Origin of the sequence: Tetzosporium hominis, assembly GCF_002265435.1 — a bacterium.
Lineage (GTDB): Bacteria > Bacillota > Bacilli > Bacillales_A > Planococcaceae > Chryseomicrobium > Chryseomicrobium hominis.
Genome location: NZ_NOKQ01000187.1, coordinates 175,531 through 196,586, shown reverse-complemented (window position 1 = coordinate 196,586; position 21,056 = coordinate 175,531). Strand labels below are relative to the sequence as shown.

Genomic DNA, 21,056 nt, shown 5'->3' with positions numbered 1-21,056 from the left:
GGAGGAATGAGTATGGAAGGAATTTTGCTCATCATCTTATCGCTCATCATCAGTTCTTTTTTTGGAGATAAGAAAAAAGCGAGCCAAAAAACTCCACCTCCAGTAAACCAAAAATCGGAAACTCGTCCTCGTTCGTTAAAGGAGTTAGAGGACTGGACTCGCCAGATGCTTGATCAATCCGATCAAAAAGTCCCTCCGAAGGCAAGACAAGTTGCAGAGAGAGTTGAACGTGAAGTCCGTTCAAGACTTCCTCAAACTCCACCGCAAGTTCCTGCTAAAGAGATTCAGGAAAGAGTGCCTGTAACTATAGAACGGGAAATCGCTGAAAGACGACCAGGTCGTTTATCTGTACATCAAAAAACAGAACCTGTTGTTCAAAAAGAATTACCTGTAGCTGAATTGATTGACTCAACAGATGATCTAGCTCGTGCTATCGTGTTATCCGAAATTCTAGCACCTCCCGTTTCAAAAAGACGCTAGTCTAGACACCTCTCTTCTCACATACCCTTGTGAGAGAGAGGTGTTTTTATGTGGAAAACTCCTTATATAGAAACCGATTTGTTTAGCTATCTTGTCATAAGAGGACCAGCTAGACTGTTGATTCCGACTTATTCTACAGACTTGCTAGTAATCCGGTTTAAAGGACTGAATTCATTTGAAATGGTTCGTTTCTGACCTTCGCGTGTCTGTTGAAGGCACGCCTGAACGACTACAAACTTTTTTATCATCTCTGACTGCTGCTCAACCTAGCATTGTACTAATCGAACGTTTACAACTTGTAGAAGGTACAAGCCTTGATAAACATAAAGATATAGTGAAAAAAGGAGATGTCTTAACGGTAGGTATCGGTGGAAAACCAGCAAGAGGTGAAATCACAGATATTTATTTTAGAGGACTTGAGTTTAAGTTGGGTTCTCCTTCTAAAAGCTTTGAGTACTCTTCAAGTCATGCAGATGCCATCATCCGACAGTTTATTGAACAGCAGCACCAAGAAACTAAGATTAAAGGTATAAAGGTTTTACAGGTACAAAATGTTAATGGTAAAGTAAGAGGGAAGGTACTAGTCAAAATCCAAGGCATCCTTGCTAAACCAGAGTACCTTAAGGAGACATTGAATGACTGAGGAAAAACTCGAAATCAAAGTGAATGACCCGAATGAAGCCGTTCAGCTTCATGGGAACGGGGATAAGAACTTTGCGCTTATTGAAGAAAATTTTTCAGTTCAGCTAATTGCAAGAGGGGATACTTTCCTGATTGTCGGGGAAGAAGAACAAGTTAAAAAAGCGCAGAGCGTGATCAATGCCCTTCTTGAATTGATTCGCAAAGGAATACAAGTGAATGAACGGGACGTGGTCGCTTCTTTAGAAATGGCAAACGCCGGAACCATTGACTATTTTGTTCGCTTATATGAAGAAGAAATCGCGCGTACCGTCAAAGGAAAAGTGATTCGTGCTAAATCTATCGGGCAAAGAGCGTATGTCAAAGGAATCAAAAGCTTTGATTTGACGTTTGGTATTGGTCCTGCTGGAACAGGAAAGACCTACTTAGCTGTTGTCATGGCATCCCAAGCACTGAAAAATGGTCACGTCAAACGCATCATCTTAACGCGTCCAGCTGTTGAAGCTGGGGAAAGCTTAGGATTCTTACCTGGTGATCTGAAAGAGAAAGTAGATCCATATTTACGTCCACTTTATGACGCTCTACATGAGGTCATTGGTGCGGAGCAGACGGAACGCTTGATCGAGCGCGGAGTGATTGAAATTGCACCTCTAGCTTACATGCGTGGACGAACTCTCGATGATGCATTCGTTATTTTAGATGAAGCGCAAAATACGACTCCTGCACAGATGAAAATGTTTTTAACTCGTCTTGGATTTGGTTCTAAGATGGTGATCACTGGAGATAAAACACAAATTGATTTACCGAAAAATACACAATCTGGTTTAATGGTTGCGGAGTCGATGTTGAAGAACGTCAAAGGCATTGAATTCCATTACTTAGAGCAAGGCGATGTGGTGCGTCATCCACTCGTTGCGAAAATTATACAAGCTTATGAAGAAGGGCAGTAGTCGGTTTCGACTACTGCTTTTTACGTGGTATACTGTAAAGAGATGGAGGGATGCTCGTGAACCGGTTTGTTAAATTCATTACGTCAATTCATGAAAAGAAAGGTGTCCTTGCTTCTATTTCATTGGCAGGAGCCGTTTTACTTTATGTCATGCTGTCTTTCGTGACGAACGAAACTACATATACTATTGAACGCTTTCAACTGTCACCAGAAACCATTCGGTCTTCTAAAACGATAGAAGACCCTTTAAAAACGGAACAAGACCGAGTTGCAGCTAAAGAGGCAGTGGATCCCGTCTATGTGTTCCAAGAAGAAGCTAGTGACAATCAGTCAGCTTGGATAGCCTCTGTCTTTGAATCGATTCTTGTTATCAAAGAGCAGGCACTCTCTGAACAACAAGATGATACGCCTATCCAGCAACTCCGAAAAGAATTGGAAGAATTGTCACCAGAGCTTTCAGAACGTTTATCTGATTCGGAGCTTGAAGTCATCTACACGCAGCCTCTCTCAACTTTAGAAACAACGAGTGAAGTGGCTATCTCTGAAGTGAGGGAACTGTTAGCAGAGCCAATAAGAAGCAATCAACTCTCGGCAGTTCGGGAGCAGGGGATAACACAGTTAAAAGAACGTTTACCTTTTCCAACGAATTACGAGAACGCTGTTGGAAAAATTCTCTCTGCAGCCATTATTGAGACAGAGCTGATTGATGAAGAGCTGACAAATCAACGTATTGAAGAAGCTGTGAACGCTGTGGAACCAACGCGTATTCTTCAAGGGCAATTGCTTGTACAAGAAGGTCAATATGTAGACCGGGAAATTTATAGACAGTTAGAGCTAACGGGAATGGTTGAAAATGATGTCCAATACCGTTCTTATGCAGGGCTCGCCGTCTTGATTTTACTCACTGTAGGAATGCTCTATAGTGCCATACATTTAACAGAGGGAAGTCGCAAAGTACGTGTCAAGTGGCTCAGCGTGTCTTTACTGGTGCTCGCATTGTCTGCGCTTCTTATGGTGTTAACCGCTTTGATTGACGCCAACTTTACGTTTACGATTGCCTTTTTATTTCCAACCGCATTCGTTTCGATGACGGTCTATCTATTAACGAATGAACGCTTGGCCTATATTAGTCTAATTGCAAATGCTTTACTAGCTGGCTATATTTTCCGGGAAGGGTTTACAGCTTTTTTGCAGACTGATATAGCTCTCTATACATTAATTGGAGGATTATCTGGCATCTTCGCGTTTAAATTCTTTTCTGGACGCTCTCCTATTATGAAAACGAGCGGTATTGTAGCCTTGACAAATACATTGTTCATGATTGCTTATTTACTCTTGTCTACAACTACTACTTCCATGCAGGACAATCTCTTGCTGATTGGGATCGGCTTATTGTCTGGAATGATTTCAGGAACATTTACATTCGGTACCTTGCCATTTTTTGAATCCGCATTTGGGATCTTATCTACAATGAAGCTTTTTGAACTGGCGAATCCCGGTCATCCTTTACTGAAAAAGTTATTGATGGAGACGCCAGGTACTTATCACCATAGCGTGATGGTCGCTAACTTATCTGAAGCTGCATGTGAATCAATTGGTGCCAATGGGTTATTCGCTCGTGTGGCTTGTTATTACCACGACATAGGGAAGACGAGACGTCCTGGCTTCTTTATTGAAAATCAGACAAACGGATACAATCCTCATGATCACCTGCCACCTGAGACGAGTGCAGGTATCATTAAAGATCATACGACGGACGGTGCAGCCATTTTGATACAAAATCGCATCCCACGAGCAATCGTGGATGTAGCTCTCCAACATCACGGCACGACATGTATCAAGTACTTTTATCACAAAGCGAAACAAGTCGGAGACTGCAAAGAAGAAGCATTTCGTTATGACGGACCAAAACCACAAACGCGTGAAGCGGCAGTCATCTCAATTGCCGATAGTGTGGAAGCAGCAGTGCGATCTATGAACCAACCAAGTAGCACAAAAATTAAAGAACTCGTTGATGCCATAGTGAAAGACAGAGTAAATGATGGACAATTCGACGAATGCGATATTTCTATGAAAGATTTGACCATAGTAAAAGAAAGTATCTGTTCAACCCTCAAAGGATTTTATCATGAACGAATCCAGTACCCAGAGGAGGAAAAAAAGTGATTATCGATTTTTTAAATGATACAAATTCAGCTACTCAAGAAGCATTGGAGCTTGTTGAGAAAGTCCTTCAGTTCGTTGCACAAAAAGAAGACGTTTCAGATGAAGCGGAACTATCCGTCTCCTTTGTCACAAATGAAGAAATTCAAGAGATCAATCGCACCTACAGAAACAAAGATGCCGTAACAGATGTCATCTCGTTTGCGATGCAAGAGCAGGGTGAAGGCGAAGTCGCGATTGTTGGAGATGAAACCTTACTTCTAGGGGATATTATTATCTCGGTTGACCGAGCACAACAGCAGGCAGCGGATTATGGTCATTCGTTTGATCGGGAGTTAGCATTTCTAGCTACACATGGTCTCCTGCATCTTTTAGGGTATGATCATATGACCGAACAGCAAGAAAAAGAAATGTTTACTAAACAAGATGCTTACCTGTCTGAGTTTGGACTGCCACGTCTATCAGGTTCTGAAAGCCATGAATGAATTGCGTTCGTTTCAAGTTGCCTTTCGGGGCATTCTAACTGCCTCGCGAGATGAAAAACATATGAAGTTTCATTTAGTAGCGGCTGTACTTACAACTGGTGCTGCATTATGGTTAGAGTTTTCAGCAGTAGAATGGATCGTCTTGATTCTTGTGATTAGTGGTATGCTCGCACTAGAAATGATCAATACAGCGATAGAGAAACTGGTGGATTTAGTAGAGCCAGAGTGGAATGAACTAGCGGGAAAAATAAAAGATATCGCAGCGGGAGCTTGCTTAGTTTATGCGTGCGGTGCAGCTGTAATTGGGTGTATACTATATATTCCTAAATTACTTGCATGGTTGGGGTAACAGGAGACGGAACGGAGGAAATTAGCAATGCAACAGCCAAACAAATTCAAATCGGGATTCATTTCCATCATCGGGCGTCCGAACGTGGGGAAATCCACATTTTTAAATCGAGTCATCGGGCAAAAGATTGCCATCATGAGCGACAAGCCTCAAACGACTCGCAATAAAGTTCAAGGTGTTTTGACACAAGATACGAGTCAAATGATTTTTATTGATACACCAGGTATTCACAAACCAAAACATAAATTAGGCGACTTCATGATGAAAGTAGCGAAAAACACTTTAAAAGAAGTTGATGCTATTTTATTCATGGTAAATGCAACAGAACCAATTGGTGCTGGAGATAAAATGATTATTGAGATGCTCCAAGGGAATGACACTCCTGTCTTTTTAGTAATAAACAAGATTGACGAAATTCATCCTGACGAGATTCTTGCAATCATTGACTCGTATAAAGAACAGTATAACTTTGCTGAGATCGTTCCGATTTCTGCGCTTCAAGGGAATAATGTAGAGCGACTTCTTTCTACATTAGAATCGTATTTGCCGGAAGGGCCGATGTATTACCCAGCCGATCAAGTAACGGATCATCCCGAACGTTTTATCATTTCTGAGTTGATCCGTGAAAAAGTCCTGCACGTGACACGAGAAGAGATTCCACATTCTATTGCCGTAGTCATTGAGCAGATCCGTAAAGAAGAAGGCAAAGAATTGATCAACGTATCGGCTACAATCGTCGTTGAACGGGATTCTCAAAAGGGGATTGTCATTGGAAAGCGTGGAGCGCTACTTAAAGACATCGGTACTAAAGCGCGGCATGATATTGAGATGTTGCTCGGTTCTAAAGTATTTTTAGAGCTATGGGTCAAAGTTCAAAAAGACTGGAGAAACAAAGCGAACCAGCTTCGTGACTACGGCTTCCGTGACGACGAGTATTAAAAAGGAGGGCCAGCCGTGCTATCTAAAGTAGAAGGGTACGTGTTACGCGCCATTCCGTACGGAGAAAACAATAAGATTGTCACGATTTTGACAGAAGAAATGGGAAAACGGACAGCTATGGCTCGCGGCGCTAAAAAACCTGCTAGTCGCTTCTCAGCTGTCACGCAACCATTTACTCATGGCTATTTCTTACTTCAACAAGGGAGAGGCATGGGGACACTCCAGCAAGCGGAAATCATCCAGTCAATGCGTCACATTCGGGAAGATTTTTTGAAGACCGCTTATGCTAGTGTCATCACGGAATTAATCGATAAACTAACGGATGACGATTCAGCTTCTAGCGGCGTCTACCAACTGCTCCATCAAGCCTTACAAGCTATTGAAGAAGACCAAGATCCGGAAGCCATTTTATTATTTGTGGAATGGAAGATGCTTCTTCGTGCAGGAATTCGACCTCATTTAGACGGGTGCGCAAACTGTGCATCAAAAGAAGGCGAGTTTGCGTTTTCTTTCCAACAGATCGGATTTCTTTGTCACCGCTGCTTCTCAATAGACCCCTATATTATTCGACTTTCACCTATACAGGTGCGTCTGATTCGCACATTTATGTTTACACCGCTTGAAGAAGTAGGCTCTATTCAACTGAAAAAAGAGACGAAGCAGTTCATGCGCAAGATTGTCACCACGATTTACGAAGAACAAGTGGGTATTCAATTGAAGTCCAGAAAATTTCTCACTCAAATAGAGCGCAACCCGCTCCTTTTTGAGTCAGCAGATACTAAAAAGGATGCTCCCGAGTGAGGGAACATCCTTTTTTGTCTTTAAAACTCTAAATGTTTTTCGATGTAAAGTCTCACGTCTGCAATCGGCATACGTGTCTGTTCCATAGAGTCACGGTGACGCACTGTCACTTGACCATCTTCTGCTGAATCAAAATCATATGTGATACAGAATGGAGTACCGATTTCATCTTGACGACGGTATCGTTTTCCAATTGACTGAGACTCATCATAATCGACCATGAAATGCTTGCTCAGTTCGGCAAACAATTCTCCAGCAGGCTCTGAAAGCTTTTTAGAAAGTGGAAGAATTGCTGCTTTAAAAGGTGCTAGAGCAGGGTGGAAGCGCATCACGTTGCGAGTGTCGTCTCCTTCAAGTTGTTCTTCTTCGTATGCATTGATCAAGAACGCAAGAGTCACGCGGTCAGCACCTAAAGAAGGTTCGATAACGTATGGGACATAGCGCTCGTTTGTTAAAGGATCAATATACGTGAAGTCTTCGTTGGAATGCTCCATATGTTGTTTCAAGTCAAAGTCTGTACGGTCTGCGATTCCCCAAAGCTCACCCCAGCCGAATGGGAACTTATACTCGATGTCGACTGTAGCATTTGAGTAATGAGACAGTTCATCTTGATCGTGTTCACGTAGACGAATCGTTTCTTCTTTCATTCCTAGGTTAAGTAACCAATCTTTACAGAATTCGCGCCAGTAAGCGTACCATTCTAAATCTTCACCTGGCTTGCAGAAGAACTCAAGCTCCATTTGTTCAAATTCACGTGTACGGAATGTGAAGTTCCCTGGTGTGATTTCATTTCGGAAACTTTTACCGATTTGTCCGATACCGAAAGGTACTTTCTTACGCATAGAGCGCTGAACATTCTTAAAGTTGACAAAGATTCCTTGTGCCGTCTCAGGACGAAGGTAAATTTCATTTGTGGAGCTTTCCGTAACACCTTGGAACGTTTTGAACATCAAGTTGAACTGACGTATGTCGGTGTAATCAAACTTGCCACAAGTTGGGCAGACGATATGATGCTCGTCAATTAGCTTTTTCATATCATCGAATGACAAGCCGTCTACGACCATTTCGATGCCTTTAGCGTCTAGTGCATCTTCAATGATTTTGTCCGCGCGATGACGTGATTTACAAGCCTTACAATCAATCATCGGATCGTTGAAGTTTCCAATGTGCCCTGATGCCACCCAAGTTTTCGGGTTCATCAAAATTGCCGCATCGATTCCAACGTTTGTTGGAGACTCTTGAATAAATTTTTTCCACCAAGCTTTTTTAATGTTGTTTTTTAACTCGATTCCAAGTGGACCGTAATCCCATGTGTTAGCTAATCCACCGTAGATTTCAGAGCCAGGGAATACGAAACCACGCTGCTTGGCGATGCTTACGATTGTTTCCATGTTCATTGAATATTCCTCCTTTTTGATGTTCACGAACAAAAAAAGACTCGCCCACGGGCAACAATTGCCCGAGGACGAGTCTCAAGACCCGCGGTTCCACCTCGATTGACTGGAATCCTCCAGTCCTCTTTGTTCGTGTGAGACTCCCGGGTGCCGTTTCATACAAATGCAGGCTTTCACCATCTCCTGCTCGCTCATTGTGTACTACTTATTATCCGCTCATTGCCTCTATTTGAATAAAAATAGTATAGCATGAGCAGGAATACTTAGCAATCAGGCTTTATGTGCGCTATAATTAGACTGAATTTTGTAGAACTTTGAGGCGGTGGAACCAATCGAACTCAATAAACGGCAAGTAGAAATATTGGATATAGTTAAAGAGAATGGTCCGATTACCGGGGAACAAATTGCGGATCGACTTCATCTCACTCGGTCCACTTTACGACCGGACCTAGCTATTTTAACAATGGCGGGATACTTGGATGCACGTCCTCGTGTCGGTTATTTTTATTCTGGTAAAAAAACGGGTCAGGCCATTTCAGATACGATGACCAAGTGGAAAGTGAAAGATTTTCAATCGGTGCCCGTCGTCATTCAAGAACATATCTCGGTATACGATGCCATCTGTCAGTTGTTCCTTGAAGATGTCGGGTCCATGTTTGTTGTAAACAAAAGTGGCATATTGACGGGTGTCGTCTCTAGAAAAGATTTGTTGCGAATCTCAATCGGAAATCAAGACTTGAACAAGATGCCTGTTCACATGATGATGACTCGTATGCCAAACATCACAGTCTGTCATAAAGAAGATTCATTACTAAGTGCTGCTCAGTTATTGATGGACCGTCAAATTGATTCATTACCAGTGGTCAAACGCAGAGATGATGGCTTAGAGGTTGTCGGTCGCGTGACCAAGACGACGATCACACGAGCTTTTCTAGCGCTAGCTGATGAGCATGATATTTAAGGAGAGTGACCTAGTGCATATTTTTATTATTTCGGACTCTATTGGAGAGACGGGAGAGCTGGTCGCTAAAGCCGCTCTTAGTCAGTTTGAAGATGTCTATCACAAAGCACGAATTAAACGATTCACCCATATCGATTCGTTAGAATATATTCAAGAAATTGTAGATCTTGCTAAATCGCATCAAGCCATTATTATTTATACATTGGTACGAGATGATATGAAACAGCAAGTGGCTATACTATCTGAAATGGCTGGAGTTGAAGCCATCGATTTAATGGGACCCGTCATTGAAAAATTCGAAAAGGTAATCGGGATTCATGCAATGCAAGAGCCTGGACTTGTGCGTCGTTTGGATGAAGATTATTTTGCTAAGATTGAAGCAGTTGAATTTGCAGTAAAATATGATGATGGAAGAGACCCTCGAGGACTGTTACAAGCTGATATCGTTTTAGTTGGAGTCTCTCGGACGTCGAAAACTCCTTTATCCCAGTACTTAGCGAACAAACGCTGGAAAGTAGCAAACGTCCCGCTTGTTCCAGAAGTGGATCCCCCAGAGGAACTGTTTCACATTGATCCTGCCAAATGTTTTGGACTTGTGATCAATCCGGAAAAACTCAATTCTATCCGGCGTGAGCGTCTCAAGGCGATTGGCTTGAGTGATGAAGCAAACTACGCTAAAATAGAGAGAATTCAAGAAGAGTTGAAACACTTCCATGCGGTAGTTGACCGTATTGGATGTGAAGTGATCGATGTCACAAACCGGGCAGTTGAAGAAACGGCAAATATCATCATTTCAAAACGACAAGAATCTACAAAACAATTATAAGATGCACTTAAGAAATCCGGGCAGCCAATGCGCCCGGATTTTGTCTCGATTCTTTTGTTATTTTTTCACCAGATGTCATAGCGATTCTGTAGGATATAGTTTATAATTATGGTTTGTGATTAGTAGTTTTTTATTTTTTTCAGAAGAAGTGTCGATTTATGCAGGATAATCGACGCCCCATGAAGAATTAGTTAAGTATGCAAAGAGTAGGTGAGCTAATGGCGAAACATGTAGATGATGAAGTGATTGAACAAGTTCGCTCTTCCGTTGACATTGTAGACGTCGTTGGAGACTATGTACAGCTCACGAAAAGAGGGCGGAATTATTTTGGTCTGTGTCCTTTTCATGGTGAGCAGACGCCTTCTTTCTCTGTCGCACAAGAAAAACAAATCTTTCATTGCTTTGGCTGTGGTGCAGGAGGAAACGTTATAACGTTTTTGATGGATATTGAGGGGTTTACTTTTCAACAGACCATCAATCGACTTGCAGAACGGACTGGATTAGACCTCCAACTGGATGAAGGTCCAAGCTCTGCTTCCAATGAGTCGACCCGAAATCCTGCCCAAGATAAATGGAGGGCAGCACACACCTTTGCAGCTTCCTACTATCATCATCTTCTGCTCAACACAGTAGAAGGAGAGGAAGCACTTGATTACTTAAAAAATCGAGGCATTGATGAAGAAACCATAAAAAAGTTTCAGATTGGATATAGTATGCCCGGTTGGGACAACCTAACTCTACTGCTCCAGCAACGAGGGTATGAGCCTTCTGAAATGGAGAAATGTGGCCTGTTAGTAAAGCAAGAAGAAAAAGAGCGCTATTTTGACCGTTTCCGGAACCGAATCATGTTCCCGATAATGGACGACAAAGGACAAGTTATTGCATTCTCTGGGCGAATTTTGGATGCAAATGCTGATGAAGCTAAATACTTGAATAGTCCTGAGAGTGAACTGTTTCAGAAAAATGATGTTCTATATAACATGCACCATGCGCGAGTCGCTATTCGTATGAAAAAGCAAGTCATCATTTCTGAAGGATTTTTAGATGTGATTGCATTTTCTAGAGCTGGAATTGATAACGTCATTGGCACTATGGGAACGGCTCTTACTCAAAATCACATTACTCGTTTAAAACGGCTGACGAGTCAGTTTGTTTTTTGTTTCGACGGTGATAAAGCGGGTATGGAAGCTACGAAGAAAGCTTTCCAAGCAACAAGTGGTAAAACCTTGCAACGGTCTGCTTTACTGTTGCCGAACCAATCGGATCCAGATGACTACAGTCGTCAACATGGTCTGGAGGCTCTAGCAAAGCTTGCTGGAGAAAAAGGACTCTCTGAAATGGCTTTCTCCATGGTGTATTACCGAAAGGGATTGAACCTTCAGAACGACTCTGACGTCTTACAGTATACGGACACCATTATTACAGAGATCGCGAAATCAGCTTCTCCAATTGAACAGTCGTATTACGTAAAGCAACTGGCAGAAGAAGTAGGTATCGGGCAAGACGTAATTGAGCAGCAACTGCGCAAGCAACTTGCCAAACGTGCAAAGTCAGAACAGACGGAGCGACCAGCTCTCGAGAGACAACCCGTAGTAAAAGCGCCTGCTCAGAAATTAGATGCTACAAGTCGTGCTGAGTACTTGCTACTTGCTCACTTGTTGGACGACCCCACGGTCTTTAGGTCAAAAGGGATTCAAGAAGACATGGAGTTGTTTGTCCATGATGAGTTGGTAGAGGCTTTTCTACATTTGTTAGCATTTTATGAAAAATATCCGACAGGTGATTTTCAAAGGTTACTAGAAGTAACTGAAAATCCCTCATTAAAAAAAGTATATATGTTTGCCACCATGTTGGATAAAGACCCAGAAAGCAGTACCAAGGAAATTGAAGATAGTATGCGTCAACTACGAAAATATCGGGTAGAGAAACGTATTGAAGCATTAATGCACGAATCTAAAGTAGCTGAAAAATTGTCAGATTACACGAAAGCACTTGAACTAGCCAAACAGGCGATTGAACTCAAGCGCACTCTTCATACAATCTGATTTCATTTAGGCACGTAAAGGAGGAATTCTTATGGCAGAAAAATCAGATCAGGTGAAAGAAGATTTGGAGTTGTCATTAGATGAAGCAAAGAAACAATTAATCGAGTTAGGTAAGAAAAATGGTGAACTGACTTATGGAGATATCGCTGAAAAATTAGCGACATTTGAATTGGAGTCAGATCAAATCGAAGAATTCATCGACCAATTAGAAGGCAAGGGAATTGAACTTGGCCGAAAAGATGGAGATGAAGAAGAACTCGATCAGTTGATGAACAAAAAAACAACGGAAACTTTTGATCTTAATGATCTGAGCGTTCCTCCTGGTGTAAAAATCAATGACCCTGTTCGCATGTACTTGAAAGAGATTGGTCGTGTGGAACTGCTAAGTGCTAAGCAAGAGATTGAGCTAGCAGAGCGTATTGAACAAGGTGACGAAGAAGCTCGTAAACGTCTAGCTGAGGCAAACTTGCGACTTGTTGTAAGTATTGCGAAGCGGTATGTCGGCCGTGGAATGTTATTCCTTGATCTCATTCAAGAAGGAAACATGGGTCTTATTAAAGCTGTTGAAAAATTTGACCATCGGAAAGGGTTCAAATTCAGTACGTATGCAACTTGGTGGATTCGTCAAGCAATCACACGTGCCATTGCTGACCAAGCGCGTACGATTCGTATTCCTGTCCATATGGTCGAAACAATCAATAAATTAATCCGTGTTCAGCGTCAACTGTTGCAAGATCTAGGCCGTGAGCCATCTCCAGAAGAAATTGGAGAAGAAATGGACCTTCCAGCAGAAAAAGTACGGGAAATCTTAAAGATTGCTCAAGAGCCTGTGTCACTTGAAACTCCAATTGGAGAAGAAGATGATTCACACCTCGGTGATTTTATTGAAGATGCAGATGCTCAGTCTCCATCGGATCACGCAGCTTACGAACTTCTTAAAGAACAGTTAGAAGATGTTCTAGACACATTGACAGACCGCGAAGAAAACGTATTACGTCTCCGTTTTGGTCTTGACGATGGTCGTACAAGAACGCTTGAAGAAGTTGGGAAAGTGTTTGGTGTTACTCGTGAGCGTATCCGACAAATTGAGGCAAAAGCACTTCGTAAACTTCGTCATCCCTCTCGTAGCAAACGTTTAAAAGATTTCTTAGATTGACCTACAGCCACTTCTCTTTATGGGGAGTGGTTTTTTTCACTTCTAAGCAAACGCCTTATACACCTAAGTGTTATCGATTTACGAAATTCATCGAGAGGCTTTTTGCTGAGAGCTGCAAAGAATATTGCGAAGAAGCGTGCCGTAGATCTTGGGGCTGTTTCCTGAAGGATCAGGTCGATGCCGGATATCACCCGTGTCGCTTAGATATCTAGTTACACCGGCTAGAAACCCACTCGAAAATCGACCACACCCAATGAGGCACAGAACGCCTCACCGGGTCCGTCCGATTCCCGAGAAGTTTCTGACCAAGCCGGTTCCACTTTTCTTGTGTGAAGCGATTGGGAAGATTCGGCGCGGCCCTTTTGGAAACAGCCCCAAGTCAGGCACGATTTTAGCATTAGAGCGGCGTTTTCTGCATCTAACGAAATCGAGTTGCAGGCGTTAGAAATACACGTAAAAACCATTCACCCCAACCGAGGCAAAGAGCGCCTCAATTGGGGCGCCTGGTTTTCACGAGATTTCTGAGCGAACGCCTTTCACATCTAAAAGTACGTGTTTAAATTCACATTCATTTTTATGCCATTTTATCAAAGAGTTCTGTATAATCAAACATGTAAGCGTTTACTAAGGGGATAAAAGGGGATGTAGAAATGAATTTTGATTTAACTCAAGAACACCAAATGCTAAAAAATATGATGCGTGATTTTGCTAATGAAAAGGTCGCTCCTGGGGCGATTGAGCGCGATAAAACGAAACAATTTCCGACAGACATCTTCAAAGAATTAAGCGATATGGGAATGATGGGTCTTCCATTTGACGAGGAATACGGTGGTGCTGGCGCGGATACGATCAGCTTTGCCATCGTCACAGAAGAATTGAGCCGTGCTTGTGCTTCTACTGGAATCACGTATTCTGCACATATTTCACTAGGCGGTGCTCCGCTTAGTCTGTTCGGAACAGAAGAGCAAAAGAAGAAGTATTTGACACCGATCTGCACAGGAGAATCATTTGGTGCATTTGGTTTAACTGAACCGAATGCAGGATCAGACGCTGGTGGTACTCAAACTACTGCGAAATTAGAAGGAGACGAGTGGGTCATCAACGGTAGCAAAGTGTACATCACGAATGCAAGTCATGCAAAACATTTAGCTATCACTGCTATTACCGGTACAGAGAATGGGAAGAAAGAGATTTCTGCTATTATCGTTCCTACTGACGCAGAAGGCTTCACTATTATCGACAATTACGAAAAAATGGGTCTTAACGCTTCGAACACGACCGAGCTTGTATTTGAAAATGTTCGTGTTCCAAAAGAAAACTTATTAGGGGTTCAAGGAAACGGATTTAAACAATTCTTGACTACTTTAGATGGAGGGCGTATCGGTATTGGGGCGATGGCAGTAGGAATTGCACAAGCGGCATTCGACAAAGCATTGCGCTACTCGAAAGAGCGGAAACAATTTGGAAAATCGCTATCAGAGTTTCAAATCACACAGTTTAAACTTGCTGATATGGCTTTAAAGATTGAATTAGCTCGTACTATGGTCTACAAAGCAGCTTGGTTGAAAGATCAAGGTCGTGCATTTGGTAAAGAAGCAGCGATGTGTAAACTCTATGCCTCTGAGATTGCAATGGAAGTGGCTGACGAAGCAATCCAAATCCATGGTGGCTATGGTTATATGAAAGAATATGAAGTGGAGCGCTTTATGAGAGATGCAAAGCTTCTTGAAATCGGAGAGGGAACTTCTGAAGTGCAACGCATGGTCATTGCACGTCATGTAGGTTGCTGATAGATTTGTCGAATTTGTCACAATGCATCAAAACTTGCCTCATTTCTCTTTTCGTTTTTTCTTGAATGGAGTACAATAATGATGTTGACTAATGTTATTAGTGATAGTGTGACCAAGAGGGAGGGTTATTGATGACAAAGAATCCTATTATTCCGTACATTTTAATCATGCTTTTCGGGATCGGACTTATTTTCTTCCTTTCTGTTGAAGGCGTTAAGAATTCAGAAGAAATCGCTGCAACAGAAGAATACGGTGAGGGTGGCGCTGAAGGCGGAGAAGAGGCATCTGCTGGTGAATTTGACCCAGAAGCACTTGCTCAGCAAAAGTGTATCAGCTGTCACGGAAGTAGCTACGAAGGACAAGGTGCATTCCCTTCATTAGTAGGAACTGAGCTTTCTGAAGAAGAAATTGCTGAAGTGCTTGCAAATGGTAAAGGCGCAATGCCAGGTGGATTGGTCCCTGCAGAAAACATCGAAGCGATGGCTGCTTGGGTTAAATCTCTCGAATAGTACATGAAAAAGTCTCGCTCCTTGGAGTGAGGCTTTTTTCTCTAGAAATGAGGTTGACTAAATGAACAGTGAACAGTTGTCACAACGCTTAAAGACAGTTGGTTCTTATGTATCGTCAGGTGCAAGGCTTGCCGATATTGGAAGCGATCATGCTTATCTCCCTTGCTATTTAGCTAAGAAACAACGAATTGAATTCGCTATAGCAGGTGAAGTCGTAAAAGGACCTTTTCAATCAGCAGAGCGGCAGGTTCGTACAGAAGGTTTGACAGATCTTATTGAAGTACGTATGGGAGATGGACTGGATGTAGTGAGAGCCGAGGACGGGATAACCGATATTACCATTGCAGGTATGGGAGGTCCCTTGATTGCCAAGATTCTTGAACGTGGAAAAGTCAAAGCAAACCTTGCAGCTCGGCTGATTTTGCAACCAAACGTCCACGCAATGGCCATTCGTGAATGGGCCGTTAAAAACGACTGGAAATTAGTTGCCGAAGAAATCTTAGAAGAGAATCAAAAGCTCTACGAAATTCTTGTTCTTGAAAAAGGCGCTATGGAACTAAATTCGGCAGACCTGCTACTTGGCCCTTTCCTTCGTCAAACTCGTTCAGACGCTTTCGTGAAGAAATGGGAGCGTGAACTGGCAGAATGGGAGCGCATTCTTCTAAAACTTCCGGAAGATGATAGACAAGAAGTGAAAGACAAACGACGGGAGCTTGAAATGAAGATAGAACTCGTAAAGGAGGCATTTTCATGAATGGACACCGTGTCATTGAATTATTTGAACAATGGGCAAAACCAGCTCTAGCCATGGATGGTGATCCCATTGGACTCCACATCGGTGCGCTGAACAAATCAATATCTCGTGTCCTTGTAACTTTGGATGTTACTAAAGAAGTCGTTCAAGAGGCGATTGATGAGCAGTGTGAGCTTATTCTCGCGCATCACCCTCCTATCTATAGAAAGTTGAGCGCGATAGATACTTCGACTCCACAAGGCCGATTAATTGAAAAATGCATTAAACAGGATATTGCTGTCTATGCGGCACATACCAATCTGGACATTGCTCAAGGTGGCGTAAATGATATGCTCAGCGACAAGCTGCAATTGAACGACGTGAAGGTGTTGACGCAGACCTATTCAGAACCGATGATGAAGTTAGCTGTCTTTACACCAGAAAGTCATGCGGACACGATGCGTGAGGCTTTGGCAACAGCAGGCGCTGGAGAGCTCGGAGACTATGAACAGTGTTCGTATTCTTTAAAAGGTACCGGTCGCTTTCGTCCAACTTCAGAGGCCGATCCTTATATCGGAGAAGCGGGAAAACTTGAGGTCGTCGACGAAGAAAAGATTGAAGTGGTCTTTCCAAAGTCCTCTACTTCTCGAATAGTCAAAGCGATGTTGAAAGTTCATCCATATGAAGAAGTGGCCTATGATTTGTATGCTATGGATCTTCAGGCGAATGAACATGGTCTAGGACGAATCGGGAAGGTAGAACCGATGACTCTAAAAGAGTTTTCTCAGCATGTGAAGTCTCAACTAAATGTACCGTTTGTGCGAGTAACGGGAGATCTTGATGCTCCAGTTAAAAAAGTAGCGGTTATCGGCGGAGACGGGAACAAATACATTCGCGATGCCAAGCGAGCAGGGGCAGATGTGCTAGTTACTGGGGATATGTATTTCCATACAGCGCAAGATGCGGAAACAATGGGGCTAATGATTGTGGACCCTGGTCACCACGTTGAATCTGTGATGAAAGAGGGAACAGTCCAGTATATGACGAACCTGATGCAAGGGGAGAAAAATGCGCCGCAGTTCATCGCTTCGAAACTATCAACAGAACCCTTTAAATTGATATAAAAAAGTCTGCCTCGTGTTGAGGCAGACTTTTTTTCATTGAGCGTAAGGCTCGATACGAACTACAGGCTTTGGAACTTTGATCTTAGGCAAAATCTTGTCATTCGTGACGCGTTTTGTCGTGTCATGTGTTTCGGGATTTTGCGGATCGTATTTCTCTAAGAACTGAATCACTTCTTTGACAATTGGAGTTGGTGTTGAGGCACCAGCAGTTACAGATACGCTATCCACATTTTGTAACCATTCCAATTTCAACTCCGAGATATCCCCAATTCGGTATGAAGGAGTTGACGCAATCTCTTCTGAGACTTGAGTCAATCGGTTAGAGTTGTTACTCATTGGATCTCCTACAACGATTAATAGCTCCGTGTCACCAGCTTGCTCAGCCACAGCCTCTTGACGAACCTGGGTAGCTAAACAGATTTCTTTGTGCACTTCAATCGTCGGGAATTTGGCTTTAAGTGCGTCCATCAGTTTGACAACATCCCACTGTGACATAGTGGTTTGATTGGTCACGAGAAGCTTCTCGTTTGCTAATTCTAGCATATCCACATCCTCGAGCTTTTCAATCAAATGAACGTGGTCCGGAGCCACTCCGATGGCGCCTTCTGGCTCTGGGTGACCTTTCTTTCCGATATAAAGAATGTCATAACCTTGTGCTGTCTTTTCTGCAATCAAATCATGTGTAACGGTAACATCAGGGCAAGTGGCATCAATCGATACCAACCCTTTCTGCTTTGCAAGTTCGCGAACCTGCGGGGATACACCGTGAGCTGTAAAGATGACAGTACCAGATTCTACTTTTTCTAAAATTTCAAGTCGGTTCGGACCATCTAATGTAATGATTCCATCAGCCTCAAATGCATCTGTTACATGTTTATTATGGACAATCATCCCTAATATATAAATCGGGCGAGGTAGACTTGCATCCATTGCAGCATTACGCGCAATGACCATAGCGTCAACGACACCATAGCAATACCCGCGAGGTGAGATTTTTTTTACTTTCATGGAGAAACTCCTTTCACAACACATACTACGTTTATTATAACGAACGAAAGCGCACGGAGCAAAGTATAGCTATTTTGGGATAAATACTGTAGAATCACGAGAGTGTGTATTTTTTCGTTGTTGCTCCACTGGACCGGAAATCCCGTGAAGCAGACTTGCCAACATTGAGAACTGTTGAAGTAGCGGACTAACCTGCTTGATGAGAGGGGCCAACTCATGTGCCACTTGTAGCCATTGAAGCAGGTTATCTGTTTTTTTAGTAGCGGGAGTTAATTCAAATGGATAAAATTCTTTATATTTCACATATTCACTCCTCGTATATTAGTATATGAATGATAGGGAAAGACGTTAAAGACATGGTACAATAGAACAAGGTATTTATGTGATAGGAGGGACAGTCATGTCCAAATTTAGTGATTACAACTTTCAACCGTTTTTGATGGAAGCGATTGAACAGTTAAAGTTTGATAAACCAACACCCATCCAACAAAAAATGATTCCGCTTATTATGAAAGGTAAGAGCGCTATCGGTCAATCCCATACAGGTACAGGGAAGACGCATAGTTTCTTATTGCCGATTGTAGAACAAATCCAAGCGGACAAACAAGAAGTACAAGCTATCATCACATCTCCAACAAGAGAGCTTGCTACTCAAATCCATAAGACATTGCAGCAATTGATTGAAAACTCGCCGATCCAGTCCAAGCTGTTTATCGGTGGTACGGATAAAGCGCGTGCAATCTCAAAGCTAGGAACTCAACCGCATATTGTTGTAGGAACACCTGGACGTATCAAGGACCTAATGCTCGAAGGCGCTCTGCATGTTCATACGGCTTCTACTCTAGTTATTGATGAAGCGGATCTAGCTTTCGATTTAGGTTTTATTACGGATATTGATCAGTTTGCAGGAAAGATGCCGGAAGACTTAAAGATGTATGTCTTCTCTGCTACGATTCCAGAAAAGCTGCAGCCTTTCTTGAAGAAGTATATGTCCTCTCCAGAACATATCAAAATCGGGGACAAAAAACCGGTAGCAGAAGGAATTGAATTCTTGGCTGTTCCAGTTCGAGGAAAATCAAAAAAGAATCGATTAGTTGAAGTACTTGAAGTAATCAATCCTTATCTTGCTATCATTTTTGTGAACACAAAGAAATATGCAGATAAAGTAGCGCACCATTTAAATGAAAGTGGCTACAAAGTCGGCTTGATTCACGGAAACTTAACACCACGTGACCGTAAAAAGATGATGCAGAGCATTCATGATCTAGAGTACCAATACATTGTGGCAACGGACCTTGCTGCTCGTGGAATCGATATTCCAGGTGTCAGTCACGTCATCAATTTAGAGATCCCTGATGATCTTGAATTCTTTGTTCACCGTGTAGGCCGTACAGCTCGCGCAGGTTTAGAAGGACAAGCCATCCTTTTATACCAACCGGAAGATGAAGATGCACTTAATCGCATTGAGAAAATGAGCATCACATTCCAACATGTCGATATCAAAAATGGTGAGTGGACAGAACTTAAAGACCGTCACGCTCGAAAAAACCGTCCGAAACAAGAGAATGAAATTGACGCAAAAGCAAAAGCGCTAGTGCGTAAGCCGAAAAAAGTAAAACCAGGTTACAAACGTAATATGAAGTGGGAAATGGATAAAGTGAAAAAGAGAGAGCGTAAAATTCGCAATCGCAAACGGTAAGGGGGAACTCCTTTGTTAATCGGATCTCACGTTTCAATGAATGGAAAAAAGATGTTACTTGGTGCTAGTGAAGAAGCGGCGAGTTACGGATCGACTACATTTATGATTTATACGGGTGCACCGCAGAATACGCGCCGAAAACCAATTGAAGAATTGAATATAGAAGCGGGAATGGCTCACATGCAAGAGCATGGCATGAGCAACATCGTGGTCCATGCCCCGTATATTATTAATCTTGGAAATACTACAAAGCCAGAGACATTTGCTTTAGGTGTCGATTTTCTACAAAAAGAAATTGAACGTACCAATGCACTGGGTTCTAAACAGATTGTTTTACACCCAGGTGCTCACGTTGGGGCTGGAAGCGAAGCTGGTATTGCTCGTATTGTAGAGGGTCTGAATCTTGTGCTAGAAAACAAGAGCGATGTTCAGGTTGCCTTAGAGACAATGGCAGGTAAAGGATCAGAAGTCGGACGAAGTTTTGAAGAGCTTGCTATGATCATTGACGGCGTCACTCATAACGAACGACTTTCTATCTGTATGGACACGTGTCACGTACATGACGCAGGCTACAATATCAAAGAAGACTTTGACGGTGTGTTGAATGAATTTGATCAGATTATCGGTCTTAATCGATTGAAAGTTGTTCACATTAATGATTCGAAGAACATTCAAGGTGCTCGCAAAGACCGCCATGCTAATATCGGGCATGGGGAAATCGGCTTTGAGGCCTTGTCTTATATTGTGCACCATCCCCAGCTAGAGGCATTGCCAAAGATTTTAGAAACGCCTTTCGTTGGTGCCGATGCAAAAACGAAACAAGCTCCTTATAAAATAGAAATCGATATGCTAAAACGGAATGACTTTTCATCTTCTGCTTTAGACGTATTACTCTAAAGACTGCCCTTGTGGTGGTCTTTTTTGGTCAAAAAGATTTACATCACGAAATCGTTCCAGTATACTGAATCAAGTGTAAATCGGAATGATTATTAATTAGGAAGAAGTG

General features: G+C 42.5%; 21 protein-coding genes. 18 read left to right on the top strand and 3 right to left on the bottom strand.

Going from position 1 to position 21,056, the window contains the following annotated elements; translation table 11 throughout:
* Window positions 1–12 precede the first annotated feature (12 nt).
* From CF394_RS04835 to recO, 8 genes are all read left to right on the top strand, one after another.
* Entirely contained in the window at window positions 13–480 is a 468-nt protein-coding gene (locus tag CF394_RS04835) for a hypothetical protein (protein WP_094942095.1), read from the top strand.
* Between the two features lie 175 nt (window positions 481–655).
* Window positions 656–1,123, top strand: coding sequence for a hypothetical protein (locus CF394_RS04830; protein ID WP_094942094.1), 468 nt, complete (start codon window positions 656–658; stop codon window positions 1,121–1,123).
* Complete coding sequence (locus CF394_RS04825; RefSeq protein ID WP_094942093.1) at window positions 1,116–2,069, top strand: PhoH family protein; 954 nt, start codon at window positions 1,116–1,118, stop codon at window positions 2,067–2,069. Before CF394_RS04830 ends, CF394_RS04825 begins: the two co-directional genes overlap by 8 nt.
* A gap of 56 nt (window positions 2,070–2,125) precedes the next feature.
* Window positions 2,126–4,234: an HD family phosphohydrolase gene (locus CF394_RS04820; protein ID WP_165767458.1), complete on the top strand. Its 2,109-nt coding sequence runs from the start codon at window positions 2,126–2,128 to the stop codon at window positions 4,232–4,234.
* On the top strand, window positions 4,231–4,716 hold the full coding sequence (ybeY, locus tag CF394_RS04815) for an rRNA maturation RNase YbeY (RefSeq protein WP_094942091.1): 486 nt from the start codon (window positions 4,231–4,233) through the stop codon (window positions 4,714–4,716). Before CF394_RS04820 ends, ybeY begins: the two co-directional genes overlap by 4 nt.
* The gene (locus CF394_RS04810; RefSeq protein ID WP_341476725.1) at window positions 4,658–5,065 is read left to right on the top strand and encodes a diacylglycerol kinase family protein; all 408 of its coding nucleotides are present in this window, start codon (window positions 4,658–4,660) and stop codon (window positions 5,063–5,065) included. The genes ybeY and CF394_RS04810 overlap by 59 nt, the downstream gene beginning before the upstream one ends.
* A gap of 27 nt (window positions 5,066–5,092) precedes the next feature.
* Window positions 5,093–6,004: a GTPase Era gene (gene era / locus CF394_RS04805; protein WP_094942089.1), complete on the top strand. Its 912-nt coding sequence runs from the start codon at window positions 5,093–5,095 to the stop codon at window positions 6,002–6,004.
* Window positions 6,005–6,019: 15 nt separating this feature from the next.
* Window positions 6,020–6,805 carry a DNA repair protein RecO gene (gene recO, locus CF394_RS04800; protein ID WP_094942088.1) on the top strand — a complete coding sequence of 262 codons (786 nt, stop codon included), beginning with the start codon at window positions 6,020–6,022 and terminating at the stop codon, window positions 6,803–6,805.
* A gap of 20 nt (window positions 6,806–6,825) precedes the next feature.
* On the opposite strand, the gene CF394_RS04795 is transcribed toward recO, so the two are convergent.
* On the bottom strand, window positions 6,826–8,196 hold the full coding sequence (locus tag CF394_RS04795) for a glycine--tRNA ligase (RefSeq protein WP_439332858.1): 1,371 nt from the start codon (window positions 8,194–8,196) through the stop codon (window positions 6,826–6,828).
* Between the two features lie 325 nt (window positions 8,197–8,521).
* Here CF394_RS04795 and ccpN point away from each other — a divergent pair, with 325 nt between their 5' ends.
* The 8 genes from ccpN to CF394_RS04755 all read left to right on the top strand — a co-directional run bounded on the left by ccpN (window position 8,522) and on the right by CF394_RS04755 (window position 17,343).
* On the top strand, window positions 8,522–9,160 hold the full coding sequence (gene ccpN / locus CF394_RS04790; RefSeq protein ID WP_133079803.1) for a transcriptional regulator CcpN: 639 nt from the start codon (window positions 8,522–8,524) through the stop codon (window positions 9,158–9,160).
* A gap of 13 nt (window positions 9,161–9,173) precedes the next feature.
* Entirely contained in the window at window positions 9,174–9,986 is an 813-nt protein-coding gene (locus CF394_RS04785; protein ID WP_439332856.1) for a pyruvate, water dikinase regulatory protein, read from the top strand.
* Window positions 9,987–10,204: 218 nt separating this feature from the next.
* Complete coding sequence (dnaG, locus tag CF394_RS04780) at window positions 10,205–12,031, top strand: DNA primase (RefSeq protein ID WP_165767457.1); 1,827 nt, start codon at window positions 10,205–10,207, stop codon at window positions 12,029–12,031.
* 31 nt (window positions 12,032–12,062) lie between these two features.
* Window positions 12,063–13,187, top strand: coding sequence for an RNA polymerase sigma factor RpoD (rpoD, locus tag CF394_RS04775; RefSeq protein WP_094942084.1), 1,125 nt, complete (start codon window positions 12,063–12,065; stop codon window positions 13,185–13,187).
* A 650-nt stretch (window positions 13,188–13,837) separates the two neighbouring features.
* On the top strand, window positions 13,838–14,977 hold the full coding sequence (locus tag CF394_RS04770) for an acyl-CoA dehydrogenase (protein WP_094942083.1): 1,140 nt from the start codon (window positions 13,838–13,840) through the stop codon (window positions 14,975–14,977).
* Window positions 14,978–15,108: 131 nt separating this feature from the next.
* On the top strand, window positions 15,109–15,486 hold the full coding sequence (gene cccA / locus CF394_RS04765; RefSeq protein ID WP_094942082.1) for a cytochrome c550: 378 nt from the start codon (window positions 15,109–15,111) through the stop codon (window positions 15,484–15,486).
* Window positions 15,487–15,547: 61 nt separating this feature from the next.
* Window positions 15,548–16,240 (top strand): tRNA (adenine(22)-N(1))-methyltransferase, encoded by a 693-nt coding sequence (locus CF394_RS04760; RefSeq protein WP_094942081.1) that lies wholly within the window; start codon window positions 15,548–15,550, stop codon window positions 16,238–16,240.
* A complete protein-coding gene (locus tag CF394_RS04755) occupies window positions 16,237–17,343 on the top strand; it encodes a Nif3-like dinuclear metal center hexameric protein (RefSeq protein WP_094942080.1) in 1,107 nt (368 codons plus the stop codon). Before CF394_RS04760 ends, CF394_RS04755 begins: the two co-directional genes overlap by 4 nt.
* 33 nt (window positions 17,344–17,376) lie before the next feature.
* Here the strand turns inward: CF394_RS04755 and CF394_RS04750 are convergent, their stop codons facing one another.
* Both CF394_RS04750 and CF394_RS04745 read right to left on the bottom strand, forming a co-directional pair.
* Window positions 17,377–18,351: a 4-hydroxy-3-methylbut-2-enyl diphosphate reductase gene (locus CF394_RS04750; RefSeq protein WP_094942079.1), complete on the bottom strand. Its 975-nt coding sequence runs from the start codon at window positions 18,349–18,351 to the stop codon at window positions 17,377–17,379.
* A gap of 69 nt (window positions 18,352–18,420) precedes the next feature.
* Entirely contained in the window at window positions 18,421–18,654 is a 234-nt protein-coding gene (locus CF394_RS04745) for a hypothetical protein (RefSeq protein WP_094942078.1), read from the bottom strand.
* 97 nt (window positions 18,655–18,751) lie between these two features.
* Here CF394_RS04745 and CF394_RS04740 point away from each other — a divergent pair, with 97 nt between their 5' ends.
* The gene (locus CF394_RS04740) at window positions 18,752–20,050 is read left to right on the top strand and encodes a DEAD/DEAH box helicase (RefSeq protein ID WP_094942077.1); all 1,299 of its coding nucleotides are present in this window, start codon (window positions 18,752–18,754) and stop codon (window positions 20,048–20,050) included.
* A 12-nt stretch (window positions 20,051–20,062) separates the two neighbouring features.
* A complete protein-coding gene (locus CF394_RS04735; RefSeq protein ID WP_094942076.1) occupies window positions 20,063–20,947 on the top strand; it encodes a deoxyribonuclease IV in 885 nt (294 codons plus the stop codon).
* Window positions 20,948–21,056: the final 109 nt, after the last annotated feature.